Source organism: Mangrovibacillus cuniculi, from assembly GCF_015482585.1.
In the GTDB taxonomy this organism is placed as follows: Bacteria; Bacillota; Bacilli; order Bacillales; family R1DC41; genus Mangrovibacillus; species Mangrovibacillus cuniculi.
The window spans coordinates 2,285,333-2,300,021 of the sequence record NZ_CP049742.1 but is presented as its reverse complement, the minus strand read 5'-3'; the positions used below and the strand labels follow the sequence as shown (position 1 = coordinate 2,300,021).

Here is a 14,689-nt window from a genome sequence, read left to right as displayed (position 1 = left end):
TAAGATAAACTAGGTTTAAATTAGAAATGAACTGTATTTGTTTTTGCATCCCAAAAAATGGTTACCCCGAAAGATTCAGATATTGTACGTATTGGTACTAGTACTCTTCCGTTTACTTCTACAGGAGCCTCACCCCAAATCTTCGCTGTTCCATTAATTGCTCCGTGCTTATTTCCAACAGATAAAATTAATTGCGTTTTATCTCTGATTAATGTAACTCTTTTCTTTGTTTGCTCCCATTTAATAGTAGCTCCCATTTGTTCTGAGAAGAATCTAAGAGGTACAAACGTTTTTCCGTTAATTATTTGTGCTGGTACATCAGTTGTAACAGGCTCACCATCTTTAATTAGAGGGATAGGTAACCCAAGTAGTCCAAAACGTTTTTTGTATAAGTCAATTGCCATTGTGGCAGCATGAGCGGGCACTAAGCGATTTTCTTTCCATACAGTTGTAAATTCACTTAGCGGTAGATGGCGTTGTCCAGGGTAGTTACCGATTTCCGGTGTATAACCTGGTCGTTTAAAGTGAGACACGAACCAATCTGTATATCCACCTCCAGAAGTAATTCTTTTAGGATATACAAGGTTATAGCCAGTTAATGATGCCATTTGGTTAGCGTAAACATGATCACGGCTGTAAATACTACCTGTTTGAAGGAAATTCCAATAGATGATTTTCCCAGAACTGTGGTATGCGATAGCTACTTCTGGGTCAATTTTAATTGTAAAATCACGGATAGCTTGCGCTTCTGGCTCACTATACGGAGCTGGTCCTTTGTAGTTCATATAAGATGGTTTCCCAGGATTAGCAGGTATGGCACTCCAAAGTGCATCGTATTGTCTGTTGAGATCAACACCACGTCCATTTGCTTTCCAACTAGTAAAGTTAGTACTTCCATTGTTAATTTGTTTTAAGGAAGCATGGCTAGTACTTGGGAAAGCTGATAACCCTTTTTGTTGTAAGGTTACTCCGTCCGGATTTACCATTGGAACAAACCATATAGTGGTGTCATTTAATAGTTGACGGATGTTGTATTTATCTAAATACTGTTTTCCATAATATGTTTCGGCGTATTTTTCTATGTAGTACATATTTAACGTAGTTGTCATCCACTCTCTCGCATGGTGAGAGCCATTAACAAAAATAGTTGGTGTCCCTTTCCCGACACTTATTGCGTAAAGCTTTCGTTTATAAACACTCTCTCCTATAACATGCAACTCCATCAAGTTGGGATATCGTTCTACCAACTTGTGTAGATCTTTCTCCATTTGTTCGTACGTGTACATTTGGTCAGGGTTAACTATTCCAGATGCTTTTATATCTTCCTCATTAAACAGTAAAAACCACAACGTTAAAGAGAAAAAACTAATTAATAGTTTCTTTTTCAATCATATTCCTCCTAATATATCAAACTATCATTAGTATACAAAATAAATGAACAGACAGGTGTAAGGATTTAGAAAAAATTTCTATTTCTAGTTAATAAGAATTTTATGAGTCGAAAGTTAGAACTTTCAAAATGGGAGGTAAATTTTTCATCAAACTATGGTACAATGTGACAAAATACTACTTTACCCAGGAGGATTAAAACGTAAACATGAAAAAAATGTCGAGGACGCTTGTCGCTGGGTTGGCACTAACTTTGACGCTAGCTTCGTATAATGGGAATCTAGTAGAAGTTCACGCCAATGATAATACTGTCACGGAAGTTGCGAATGCCCCATTGTTAACAGACATTCCAACACGTTCAAAGAAGGAAATTGATTATTTATTGACTCGTTCGATTATCACTGGTTATCCAGATAATACATTTAGACCATCTCAATATGTAACAAGGGGAGAAGCTGCTACATTGATTGGGAATTCATTGGGATACTCTTCTGATAAAAGAAAGACTACCTTCCCAGATGTGCCTGTATCGTACTTTGCGTCCGGTTATATTGCACAAGCAGCGGAAGCTAAGGTGATTGGTGGATATAATGACGGAACATATCGCCCTTACAAACAAATTACTCGTGGTGAGATGGCAGCTCTTCTAACTCGAGCATACCCTAGTTTATCTAGATCAATATCTGTCATGTTTAAGGATGTACCTAAAGGAAGTATGTGGGAGTCCTCTGTGGCAAAACTATTAGGTAACGGAATAACAGTCGGTTATCCAGATTTAACATTTAGACCTGATAACTACGTAACAAGAGAAGAATTCGCCTTATTTGTAGCAAGAGCCTTAAATGATTCGTTTCGAGTAGCAGTACCAGAGATTGCATCTGAAACAAGGACAGTAACGGCTGATGTATTAAATGTAAGAAGTGGGCCGAGTACAAGTTATGATATTGTTGGGAAACTACTGATGGGAACGAGTGTTCAAGTGTTAAAGGTAGAAGGAAGTTGGGCATACATTAGTTTAGGTACGTTAACGGGATATGTTTCCACATCTTATTTAGCACCGGTTTCTCAACCATCGAATCCTGAAATATCTAGATACATAGCTTTAGACGCTGGACACGGTGGAACAGACCCTGGGGCGGTTGGAAACAACCTTCACGAATCTGAAATAGTTTTGGACGTAACGAAGAAAGTTCAAGCGATACTAGAGAAAAAAGGTATTAAGGTCTACTTAACCAGACCGGATAATACGTTTGTTTCATTAGATGACCGTGTGAAAAAAGCAGTTAATGCCAAAGTAGATACGTTTGTTAGTATTCATGCAAACAGTTTTACTAACTCATCTGCAAATGGAACTGAAACTTATTATTCTGCTGCTGCACTTTCTCAAAGAGCTGAGGACAGTAAGCAATTAGCTACGTTTATTCAAACGAGATTAGTTAAAGCATTAAAGACAAACGACCGTGGAGTAAAAGACGCTAATTTCCGAGTTATTAGCACAATCCCAGTACCAGCTGCACTAGTAGAGCTGGCGTTTATTTCTAATGTTAATGATGCCCAAAAACTAGCTTCGCAAGCATATCGTAATGCGGCTGCAGAAGCAATTGCTGGTGGAATTGAAGATTACTATAATTGGAAATTAAAATAATGTGAGAAAACGGACTTCATAGTCCGTTTTCTTTATAATGAATAGTGTTAGAGTCTTTCAGAAAGAAGCTTAAAGGAGCATTCACAATGAAAAAATGGATGACAACCGCAACTCTTCTGTTGCTTATAGGGTTAGGATTGGTGCCTACTGCAAAAGGAGAAGAGACCATTCGTATTAACGTAGCTTTTCAAGAGTCTGTTACAGCTTCGTACCTCTCTGAAAAAGGGATTAAGGTTATTCATGAATTTGATAGTATTTCAGTAGCCACTGCAGAAGTAACAGCAGAACAAAAAGTAACATTAGAGAATGATGCATTTATTAAATGGATAGAGGAAGATACAACTGTCCAATTAACTGCGCAACAGAAAGATTGGGGTTACACAGTAGTTCAATCACAACATAACGTAGATAAAGGAAAACGATATACTGGAGCAGGTGTCAAAGTAGGGGTAATTGATACAGGAATAAATAAAAATCATCCAGACTTAAAAATTGCTGGAGGGATTAGCTTTATTGAAGGTGTTAATTCCTATGATGATCCAAATGGGCACGGTACACATGTTGCTGGTATTATTGCAGCACTGGATAATACAATAGGCGTTGTTGGAATAGCACCAGATGTTGAATTGTTTGCTATTCGATCACTAGCGAGTAATGGATATGGTAATCAATCTGATATCGTGGCTGGTGTTGACTGGGCCATCAAACAAGGGTTAGATATAATTAATTTAAGTGTTACAACTTCTCAAGGATCTAGTGCATTAAGAGAAATAATTGAAAAAGCATATGAGCAAGGAATGATAGTTGTTGCAGCATCTGGTAACAGTTCCTCAAGTTTGCCATCTAATACAGAAGTTTTATATCCTGCACGTTATCCAGAAGTAATAGCAGTAGGCTCAATAGGAAGAGATCAAAGTAGATCGGTGTTTTCTTACTTTGGTGAAAATCTTGAATTTGTAGCTCCAGGAGATGGCATTTATAGTACGACTCAAGATTCACTTACAGATAAAAATGATGATTACGGCTATTCTACCGGAACTTCCATGGCTTCTCCTTTCTTGGCAGCAACAGCTGCACTATACAAGGAAGCATATCCTGAATTATCAAACAAGGAAATAAGAGCTTTAATGCGTAAGAATGCGTATGATTTAGGACCTGCAGGAAAGGATCGAGAGTACGGTTTTGGTTTAGTGAAAGCGCCAATCAAACAGTCGCCAATGCCTAATGAACCTTATTCGGATATTGTGAAGGGAAGTTGGTATGAATCTTCCGTTCGTCAATTGATAGAAATGCAAATTCTATTTGGATATAAGGATAAAATGGTTAGACCTGATCAAGCAGTAACTCGAGCGGAAGCTGTTGCGATGATAGGACGAGCTTTAGGGTTAAATACACCACAAACAGCGACTGTTTATAAAGATGTCCCAAATGATCACTTTGCTTCTGGTTATATTCGAGAAGGGACTAATCGTCTTTGGTTATATGGATACCCAGATGGAACATTTAGGCCAGGATTGCCCATGACACGAGGGGAAGTTGCTACCGTTTTAAAGAATGCGTATGAAATTCAAGAGGGGAAGGAAAATCCTTTTTCTGATGTTCCAGCAAATAAATTCTATACTCCTGCAGTCTTAGGGTTATCTAAGTCACAAATAATTACTGGATATAAAGATGGAACTTTCCGACCTAATGAATTTGTAACAAGAGCGGAATTAGCTGTTATGATTGTAAATTTATTATAATAAGAAAAAAGTTACTCAAATGGAAGTATTTGAGTAACTTTTTTTGTTTCATTTCGTCTTAATAAAGGGAACTAAAAAAACCTACCGAGAAGTTCTCAATAGGTTGACTATTATTGTACACGATATAAGAATACAGAGAACTCTGCACGTGTAGAAGAATTATTCGGTTTAAATGTTCCGTCGTTGTATCCTGTAACAATATTGTGAGAGCTTAATTCTGAAATAGAATTCTTTGCCCAATGATTTGATATGTCATGAAAGTTCTTTGCTTTACCAGCATTGTTAGCGGAAAAAGCAAAAACTCTTGTGAATAACGCTGCTATTTCACCACGAGTGATAGCTTGGTTAGGTAGGAAACGATCATTTCCATAACCACCCATTAAGCCTTGTTCAGCCAAAGTGTTAATGTATCCAAATGCCCAATGAGTTGATGGTACATCAGAAAATTGAGATGAAGAGCTAGGTTTTAAATTTAACTTGTCTGCAATCATCTTTGCCACTTCAGAACGCTTAATATCATTTGAAGGCTCAAAGATGCTGTGATCGTATCCAGAAATGATACCTTGTTGACCTAATGAAGTAATAGCTGAAAATGCCCAATGTTTAGAAGTTACATCATGATATTGTCCGGCTGGCAACGTAGGTAAATCTGATGCAGAGAATGATACATCTGATAATACTCGGCGAGCACTATGGTAACGGCTTCCCCAATAATATGGATCGTTGATGGAATCTATCTTTACTCCTTTTGAGGAAGTAGCAGATATAAACTTGTTATCTCCAATGTATATACCGGCGTGTGAAACTCCTGATTTATATGTATTTGCAAAAAAAACTAAGTCTCCAGGTTGAAGATCGCTTTTTGCTACAGCTTGTCCCTCAAGAGATTGAGATGCAGAGGTTCTAGGTAAGCTAATACCAAATTCTTTGTATACATATAGCATAAATCCTGAACAATCAAATGCACTTGGAGTGGTTCCTCCGAAGGCATATGGTACTCCAATAAACTTCTTTGCATACTCTACTAAACTCTCACCCTGAGATTCTTTCGCATGTCCTACTGAATAGAACGAGATAGAAAATAGGAAAAGAGTCACGAATGTGACAAGTTTCTTCAATTTCGTATTCCTCCACTCAAATCGACTATTTTTCGACGATATATTCTGAAAATAGAATACCATATAAGTAGAAACTGGTAGGTTACAGTTATGTAACAATATTATAACTTGTTGTCATAATTCAAAATATTAAAGAATATAGTAAAAATGTTTGTTATGTTGCCGATAATTGAAGTGGGAGTAAGAAAAGCAGAAAAACTAACATTTTTAGACATTGGATAGTTTTTCCTGTAATATTACTGTTGAAATTTGTCTGTAAAGATGTAGAATGGAATTATAGGAATTGGACACACAATTAAAGAAAATGTATGAAAGAGTTGGTAATAATGGTTGACTGACCAATTACTGTCATTTATACTATTCTTTGAACTAGTGTTCAAAAACTTATATTTCGCTAGACTATGAGAATAGTAGGTAATTACATAAGGGATTTGTCGCTTTTTGCTACATAGTTCCAAATAGATACTATGATTTCTCTAGGATAGTAGAATAAATGTACCTAATTAAGGGAGGAACAGGACTAATGGCTTACCAACCAAAAAAACACCGTAAGTTCTTAGCAACATCATTATCTGCTGCAATGGTAGCATCTGCAGTAGCACCAGTAGCTGGATTCGCAGCTAACTTCTCAGATCTAGATGAGAGCAACCAATTCTTCGAGCAAATCTCTGCTCTAGTTGAAGCAGGAGTATTAACAGGAAACAGCGATGGAACTTTCAATCCAACTGGATCTTTAACTCGTGCTGAAGCTGCAGTTATCGTTTCTAAACTTTTAGGTTTAGAAGAAGATACTACTTCTGCTTCTAAGTTCTCTGATGTTAAAGAAGGCCAATGGTGGACTGGATACATCAACGCAGCTGCTGAAGCTGGAATCATTGCTGGATACAACGGCAAATTCAACCCTAGCGACGTTCTAACTCGTCAAGACTTCGCTGTAATCATGGCAAAAGCTTACGCGCTTGAGCTTAAAGAAGGTTATGAAGGTTCTTTCTCTGACGTACCAGCAGGTGCTTATTATGAGGAAGCTGTAAATATCCTTGCTTCTCACGAAATCATCCTAGGTACTGGCGATGGTAAATTCGGAGTAGATGGTAAAATGCAACGTCAACACGTAGCGTTAATGGCTTACAAAGCTGATATCGCTTTCGGTGATCTTCTTGAGAAGCCAGTAATGGACGAAGAAGCTCCAGTACTAGCTTATGATGGAGAACTTGAGTTAACTGTAGCTAACGGTGCTGAGTTCACTCTTCCAGAAGTAACTGCTACTGACAATGTTGATGAAGAAGTTGAAGTATTCTACACACTAACAGACGCTGAAGGTAACGATCTTGAAGCAATCGATACTTTAATTGCTGGTGAGTATACGTTAACTTACTTTGCAGAAGATGCTGCTGGTAACGTTTCTGAAGAATTAGTTATCACAGTTACTGTTGAGAGTGCTCTTCCTGAGGTTACTGGGGTAAGTGCAACTAACCTTAAAGAGTTTACTGTAAGCTTCAACCAAGCAGTTGACGCTGATACTGTAGTTGAAGCTAACTTTACTATCGGTGGAAATAATGCTGCTGATGTAGTTTTATCTGAAGATAAAAAATCTGTTAAAGTTGTAATCGCTGATGCTAATGTATCTTCTGTACAACCTGCCAGCTATGCAGTAGTTGTTAAGGATGTAAAATCAGCTAAAGGTGAAGCAATTGTTAAATATACAGAAAATTTAAAAGTTTTTGATAACACAGTTCCTACTGCTAGCGCTGTGAAATTAGTTGGACCTAATAAGTTTGAAATCACTTTTAATGAGCCAGTAAAAACTGCAGGTACTGTTAAAGTAAATAACGGTACGTATGCTGCGACAGTATCACCATTAAATGGTTCTAACGTAGTAACAGTTACTCTAGCTGCTTCATCTTTACCTAATGGAGATTACACTATCTCATTAGCTGGATTCAAAGATTATGCTGGTTTCCAAATTGATGCGACTGAACTTACATTAAACTACGCTAAAGAAACTTCTATTCCTACGGCAACAGTTACATCAGCTTCACAAACTGAAGTTAAAGTAACGTTTGATAGAGAAGTAACTCTTGATGCAACTAATAGTTTAAAAGATTATTTCTATCACACTTTCAGTGCTTGGAGCCCTGACACAGTTACAACAACTGATAACAAAACATTCACTTTAACTTTCACAACTTATCCAATTCCTGAAGGTACAACTAATTTAGTTGTTAAAAATAAAGGTCTAGCAGCAAGTTCTGAAATTAAAGATGCTTGGGGTAACAAGTTAGAGTCAAACATTACTTTACCTGTTACAGTTACTGCGGATAAAACATCTCCAACAGTTGATAGTGTTAAAGTAACTAATGAAAAAACTGTTGAATTATACTTCTCTGAATCTATGAACGTTTCTAAAGTTGAAGATGAAACTAACTTTAAAGTTGTAGATGCTGAAGGTAAAGCAGTTGCTACTGGATTTACTAACAGTTATGATGCTGTTAATAAGAAAGTTACATTAACTTTCGATTCTAAACTAACTGGTGGTAATTATACAGTAGAAGTAAAAGGTCAAGAAGATACTGCTCTTACTGCAAATGCGTTAGCAACTGTAACATTACCATTTACAATTACTGATAAGACTCCTATTGATCCAGATGCTAATGCTACTGATGTTGTTGTAACAGCTGTAGAAGAATCAGCTGCTGATAATTCAGATATCATCTATGTAACATATGCTGAAAAAATGTCTACTACTGGACAATACTCAGTTTTAAATGCTGCTAATTATCTTCTTGCAGGAGCTGCTTTACCAGCTAATAGTACTTTAGAGTTATTTGGTACAACTGGTAAGGTTGTAAAGATTACTATTCCTAAAGCTGACCAACAAACTGTTGTAGGTGGAACGCTAACTGTTGGACGTGTAGCTGACTTGGCTGGTAACACTACAACTAAACTTGCTTATGATAGAGTAGTAGGTACTGAATCTGCACCAACTGTTACAGCAGTTAAACAAACAGGTGCTAATACAGTTGAAATCGTTGTTAATAAACCTTTGAAAGTAGTTTTAGCTTCAGGTTTCACAACAACAAATGGTGCATTAGCATCTATTGATAGCTGGTCAATTAATTCTAGTAACGAAACAGTAATTAAAGCGACTGTGTTAGGAGCTGATGCTTCTTCAGCTACTAATACTGCTGATATTCTAACTGCGTTTAACGTAGCTGCTGATATCTTAGTTTCTGAAACGGGAGTTAAGATGGCTGCAAGTGATGTTTCTGGACTAATTGCAGATTTCCGTGCTCCTGAGTTAGAGGGAACTTCAGCTATTGCTGATGGTGTTGCGGCGGATGACAATACTTTCACTATTAACTTCACAGAAGATTTAACAACAACAAATGAAACGTTCTTTGCTCAAGACTTAGTAATTACTGATGTAAATGGTAACGTACTAGTTGCAGGTGTGGATTACACTACAGCTGTAGATGCAGTTGATGCTTCTCTATTAGTAGTAACTGTTGTAAATGGAGATGGCAAAAAGTATAACGTTAAATCTAAAGAATCAGTAACATACATTAAAGATGATGCTAATAGTAATAAAGCTAAAGCTTTCACTACAGCTAAAGAAGTTACTATTAACTAAATCTAAGTGTATAATCAGGAGTGCCTGTCACTTCCTACATTTTGTCGAAAGATTAGTAGATAAATAGTGGTAAAAAACCCCGTAGATTAATTTCTACGGGGTCTTCTTTATACATTTATTTGTGATAAAATGTAAATGGAAAAGATATTATTATATTGAGACATATTGTAAGCCCTAATTCCCATGTGGAGTTAGGGTTTATACTATTTTATGGAGGATACCCACACCGCATCATCCAGCGAAAAGAGCCAACATCGTCAGTATATAACTAATGAAAGAATCATCAATTATCTAAAATTAAAGAAGTATTAATTTGCCGAAATATGGATTGGATGTCTTAGAACAGTAAAAAAAAATTACTAGTGATAACGAAGACAGAAACCTTGTCTTGAAATAAATAGGAGTGCCTGTAATTCGGAGTGCCTGTCACTTCTCATACTTTGTCGAATGCAAATTGACAAAGATATTAAAGAGGGTGGGACAAAACTAGCTTTGATACAAGAAAAAAGTGAGATCGCACCTGCGATTTCACTTTTTTTGGTGTGTCCGGCATGGATGGAGTCTATAGGGTGAGAGTCCCGATCCGCGAAGGCAGTTGTTGGACAGAGGGGACAGGAACAGCTGCCCACCATATCTTAACGGTAGTTGGATATGAGGAGAGGTAGTTTCCCCCTCAGTTTAATCAATAACACCGACGGTGCTATTCCAGAAAAGGACCAGATTGTTGAACAACTTTTTTAAATATACAGTGAAATTATAAAGTATTTTATGGATAACAACGTTAAAAAAATTTCCGCAGATATTGCTCATATCCAATAATTAAATACTTATTTTAAAACATCACCATTTGTAAAATTAATAGTAAGTCCTTTATATTTAGTTTCTGGCAAAAGATGTTTAAATCTTTTCTCACACTCTAATACAACACGTTCAAGCTCTTCAACATATTTCTCACAGACCTCTAAAATATTTTCATCTGGAAACTCATCGACACTATTAAAGACATTTTCGATTTTACCTTTAAAAGTAATTTCATCATTTGATTTTTCATCACTTGCGGCGCTAGCTACTGATAGAGTAATGGAAACTTTCTTTTTATCAATTTTTATTAATTGCTCTCTGATTTCATCAGTGATTGTTGTTTCATCAATAGTAAATAAGGCATTGGGATTTGCTCTAACTGGTTTAATTTTATTTGTTTGAATTCTTAAGTCATTTATTTTTTTTAATAGTCCATGTATTTCATCGCTTGGTTTTTCATTTTCAAACCATTCATGATAACCTTTGGTTTTGTCATACTCACTATTCATTACCCATGTAACAGCACGAGATGAGCTTAAAAATGCATTTAAATAATAATTGAAGTCCGGATATTTTAAATAGTGATCTTTTAGGAGTTTATTAAAAAATTTTGCTTCATTTAATTTACTAGAAGTATGAGTCATGATTGTACCTCCATTAGATTTCTGAGTATTCTATAGTTTATAGCATTTATTTTTTTACAAAAATTTCTAAACATTATTCTTTAAAAAGAATACTACTTCAAAAGTAAAAAAAGTAGCATAAAATGTTTGTAATAATAAATCTGCAAATTCAATTAGGTACAAATTACATGTTTTTTTACCATCTATAAAATGAATTAACTGTTGATCTGATTCAACATTATAAGAATAGTGACCTATACTATTTCTAATTTCATTATTTAAAACTTTTGTTATATCGTAGGAAGAAAACATATTTTCTTCTTCAAAGAATTGAATTTTGTAACCTTTTTTTCTAACATTGTGATGATAATCTATAATTGAATTAATATTCTTGAATTTTTTTACATTGCTTTCATGAAATATATTTCGACTTTTTCTAAACTTGATATTTTGAATCCCTAATAGTATTGGTAGGGCCGATGCTAAAACCTCAAATGCTTCAACATAATAATTCTTTAAATCCTGAAAATCAGTGGTTAGAATGCCTTTTTTTTCTTTTATTTCATCTATATCTTCGGTATTAAGTGAAGTAGAAAGTATAATTGGCCAGATATAACTATAGTACTTTGAAAAATTATCTAATAAAAGAATAAGCTCGGCCTCGGAATAATTTAGTAACTCTTCTAAATCTATTTTTAATTGATGTAGTTCTGCACTATGATTTTTCTTTAGATAAGATAATTGATTTCTAATATTTATTAATTCAGGGATTTTTTTACTCTCGATGAGGAAAGGTAAAAATGGCTTATAAAGGACTTCTAGCAATTTATCGGAATAATCTATCTTCAATATTTCACCTAGTAATACAGGTTCAACAAATTTATTTGAAAGAAGTTGTCTGTTTAGATATTTATAGTTTTCCATTTTATACAATTGCCATAATCTGTTACTAACCTTATAATCATTAGAAAAATTTTCTGTAACATTACTTACAAACCTTTGTTTTCTCCTTTTAAGTTCGAATGAAATACTCTCCATCATGAAAGGAGAGAGATATAAAGTCGGATCATTTGGATCAAATTTTTTAATTTTATCCGTATAAAATTCTGTTGCCACTTGGAGAACGTGACTTTCTTTTTCGAATTCCACTGTATTTTTTGCATTAATGCAAGAAAACTCTTTAATAAAACTTTCTTCTAGGTTATCATTCCATATCAAGTGACCAGTAATTCTAATTTTACACTCTGGACAAGAATAGCTAAAACTATTTTTTGGTTCATATCCTGCATATACTTTTAATCGAATTGTATTACTACAAACTTCACATTTTAAATGTAAATTAAAATTCATATACTCTCTTCCCTTGTTAAGTGCTTTACTTGAATCCTTATTGTCATATTAACATAAATGAACAATTAATCTTTGTTAATTATCACCATAAATCACATTTATAGAAATATTAGATTATAATGTAAATTGAATGGGAATTGTGGAATTAGTAATGAAATTAAAAGAATAAGACTTGCATTTTGGTTACTTCTTGAAATTCATCATAGTGAATAATAAACTCGTTGATCAACAAACGAAGGTTTTATTGAACAACTTCAATAATCACGCGCAATTCTTTCAAAAGAATTAGCCTCGTTTCATTAAAGGGCCAGATTGTTGAAGTAATAGAGAAGAAAAAAGAGGTTGCTCTGAATTAACAAGAGCAACCCCTATCCTTAACAATTAACTTAAATTAACTGCAAAAATTCGCAGGTATGATCCCTTACGGTTTAGTTCAACTAGATTACCTGGGGCTCTAGCTTTTATTGGTACAAAAACTGCTGAAATTTTGGCTACAGTATGTTTATTTTGATTCTAGAAGCTAAGTCGATAAGGCAGTATAACAATACTAATTTTATACTGACTCTGAAAGTATGCGTGCGATCTGATCGCTATCCTCTTCTCTATAAACATATTCATGATAATGTGGTTGATGAATATCTTTCCATCCTATTTCTATAGCCTTTTTGTAATAATGACTCGATTGGTCCATTTTGCCGGTCAAATATAACATACAAGCTGCATTCCAGTATAATGCCATATCACCATTCCAGTCCCAGCCTTCATCAATTGTTTGGGCATAACTCTAAGCCGCGCGGGGATAATCTTTCTCTACCTCATACTTACGATCACCACGCATATAATGGTTTCCGTTGACAAGGAGGTTGTTTAAAGGATGATTCCATCCAAACAGAACAGGGAAATCCGCAAGCGGCTTGAAACCAACAGACAGAGCAGTTCGTTGAGAAGCAATGTTGTTAGACCAGCATTGCCAACCAACTTTTTTGATGCCCCTTTGTTTTGCGATGGTTAGTGTTCCTAATGCTGTTTTTCGTGCCCATCCATTTCCTTGATAGTTTTCATCTGTTTCAATACCTATCTCACACTCATCGTCAACTACCCAATCCGTAAGGCACCAGCTAAACATGGTTCAAGGAATTGAACTCACCAGCGAAAATTTTTATAGAGCAGTAGGTCTTTAAAGAAATACTGGATAAGTTCACATCCTAAAATTTTCAATATAAGGGGAAAGGATGGTGACATCTAGAGTATGAGTTAATGATACAAAAAGCCCTAATTCTCATGCTGTTATAGGGCTTTTACTATTCATGTAGGAATATTTATGCGACTGCCGTCAGCGAATGGAGCTAACATCGCTATTCAAAATTTGTAAGAGGATCACTGATTCTCTAATAATGAATCATAGTTTACTGAAAGATGTAGGCTTACAGAAATATATACACTATTTGTACTGAATACAATACCGTCAAGTTGACCATAATACTAGTATTCTAGTCAAAGTTAGGTGATAGAATGGGAAATCTAGAAAATAAAACAGTGAATACTAGTCTGCAAAAATTAATAGACGAGTATTTGTTAAGTCTAAAACTATCTAATAAAGCTGAACAAACTCTTCAAAAGTATGAATGGGTGTTAAATCGGTTTTTTCGAGAAGTTACAGTAACTTTAGACGAGCTTACTTCTTTACATGTACATCAATGGCTACAAGAATTTTCTAAGGGAAAGAAAGCACGTACGATCGATTTGTTTCTATGTGTATTATCATCTTTCTTTCAATTCTGCTTGCTAGAGGGATACATGGATAGAGTAGTTATGAAAAAACGATGGAAACCGAAAATACCTCATTCCTTACCAAAATACTTGTCAGAAGAAGAGTTTGCTAGAGTTAAAAAGGCTTCTGAATCCTTCTCTACACGTGATAGAGCCTTATTGCTGTTTCTTTTCTCCTCTGGATGTCGAAGTGCAGAAGTATCTAGCTTAAAAATAAAAGATGTTGTTCTTTCGAAGCGAACTGCAGATGTTGTAGGAAAAGGTAAGAAGATTAGGCAGGTTCACTTCTCTGTAGAATGTTTACTATTATTAGAAGAATATTTGGATACTAGAGAGATACAAGACGAGGACTATTTGTTTTTAAATAGACGAAACCAACAATTAAAACCGGATGGTATTTATGAAGTAGTTCGTAAGATCGGGAAAAGGGCAGAACTTTCTTTCACTCTTCATCCACATTGTTGTAGACACACATTTGCTACAAACATGTTAGCCAGAGGTGCGAGTATTGAATTTATCGCAGATGAATTAGGTCATGCAGATTTAAATACAACTAGAGTATATGCAAGAATTCCAACGGAAGAAATGAGAACACAGTATCAAAATAAAATGGGGTGAAG

Annotated in this window: 9 protein-coding genes; 4 read left to right on the top strand and 5 right to left on the bottom strand. The window is 35.3% G+C overall.

The features are described 5' to 3' along the window. Positions 1-20 precede the first annotated feature (20 nt). Positions 21-1,388: a M14 family zinc carboxypeptidase gene (locus G8O30_RS11710; protein ID WP_239672238.1), complete on the bottom strand. Its 1,368-nt coding sequence runs from the start codon at positions 1,386-1,388 to the stop codon at positions 21-23. A 209-nt stretch (positions 1,389-1,597) separates the two neighbouring features. Between G8O30_RS11710 and G8O30_RS11705 the strand changes: the two genes are divergently transcribed. Together G8O30_RS11705 and G8O30_RS11700 are read left to right on the top strand one after the other, a co-directional pair. Then, positions 1,598-3,034, top strand: coding sequence for an N-acetylmuramoyl-L-alanine amidase (locus tag G8O30_RS11705; RefSeq protein ID WP_239672237.1), 1,437 nt, complete (start codon positions 1,598-1,600; stop codon positions 3,032-3,034). Positions 3,035-3,120: 86 nt separating this feature from the next. After that, positions 3,121-4,776 carry a S8 family peptidase gene (locus G8O30_RS11700; protein WP_239672236.1) on the top strand — a complete coding sequence of 552 codons (1,656 nt, stop codon included), beginning with the start codon at positions 3,121-3,123 and terminating at the stop codon, positions 4,774-4,776. A 110-nt stretch (positions 4,777-4,886) separates the two neighbouring features. Here the strand turns inward: G8O30_RS11700 and G8O30_RS11695 are convergent, their stop codons facing one another. Beyond that, on the bottom strand, positions 4,887-5,894 hold the full coding sequence (locus G8O30_RS11695) for a C40 family peptidase (RefSeq protein WP_239672235.1): 1,008 nt from the start codon (positions 5,892-5,894) through the stop codon (positions 4,887-4,889). Positions 5,895-6,417: 523 nt separating this feature from the next. Here G8O30_RS11695 and G8O30_RS11690 point away from each other — a divergent pair. Beyond that, positions 6,418-9,525, top strand: a complete 3,108-nt coding sequence (locus G8O30_RS11690; protein WP_239672234.1) for an S-layer homology domain-containing protein — start codon at positions 6,418-6,420, stop codon at positions 9,523-9,525. An 827-nt stretch (positions 9,526-10,352) separates the two neighbouring features. On the opposite strand, the gene G8O30_RS11685 is transcribed toward G8O30_RS11690, so the two are convergent. The 3 genes from G8O30_RS11685 to G8O30_RS11675 form a co-directional block, all read right to left on the bottom strand. Then, positions 10,353-10,970 (bottom strand): hypothetical protein, encoded by a 618-nt coding sequence (locus G8O30_RS11685; RefSeq protein WP_239672233.1) that lies wholly within the window; start codon positions 10,968-10,970, stop codon positions 10,353-10,355. A 66-nt stretch (positions 10,971-11,036) separates the two neighbouring features. Then, positions 11,037-12,299 (bottom strand): hypothetical protein, encoded by a 1,263-nt coding sequence (locus tag G8O30_RS11680; RefSeq protein ID WP_239672232.1) that lies wholly within the window; start codon positions 12,297-12,299, stop codon positions 11,037-11,039. Between the two features lie 784 nt (positions 12,300-13,083). After that, positions 13,084-13,425, bottom strand: a complete 342-nt coding sequence (locus G8O30_RS11675; RefSeq protein ID WP_239672231.1) for a GNAT family N-acetyltransferase — start codon at positions 13,423-13,425, stop codon at positions 13,084-13,086. Between the two features lie 386 nt (positions 13,426-13,811). On the opposite strand from G8O30_RS11675, the gene G8O30_RS11670 reads away from it, so the two are divergent. After that, positions 13,812-14,687 (top strand): tyrosine-type recombinase/integrase, encoded by an 876-nt coding sequence (locus G8O30_RS11670; RefSeq protein ID WP_239672230.1) that lies wholly within the window; start codon positions 13,812-13,814, stop codon positions 14,685-14,687. The last annotated feature ends 2 nt before the right edge of the window (positions 14,688-14,689 follow it).

Coding starts and splice junctions, on each gene's coding strand:
- G8O30_RS11705 (WP_239672237.1), top strand. CDS start 1,598: ATGAAAAAAATGTCGAGGACGCTTGTCGCTGGGTTGGCACTAACTTTG.
- G8O30_RS11700 (WP_239672236.1), top strand. CDS start 3,121: ATGAAAAAATGGATGACAACCGCAACTCTTCTGTTGCTTATAGGGTTA.
- G8O30_RS11690 (WP_239672234.1), top strand. CDS start 6,418: ATGGCTTACCAACCAAAAAAACACCGTAAGTTCTTAGCAACATCATTA.
- G8O30_RS11685 (WP_239672233.1), bottom strand. CDS start 10,970: ATGACTCATACTTCTAGTAAATTAAATGAAGCAAAATTTTTTAATAAA.
- G8O30_RS11680 (WP_239672232.1), bottom strand. CDS start 12,299: ATGAATTTTAATTTACATTTAAAATGTGAAGTTTGTAGTAATACAATT.
- G8O30_RS11675 (WP_239672231.1), bottom strand. CDS start 13,425: ATGTTTAGCTGGTGCCTTACGGATTGGGTAGTTGACGATGAGTGTGAG.
- G8O30_RS11670 (WP_239672230.1), top strand. CDS start 13,812: ATGGGAAATCTAGAAAATAAAACAGTGAATACTAGTCTGCAAAAATTA.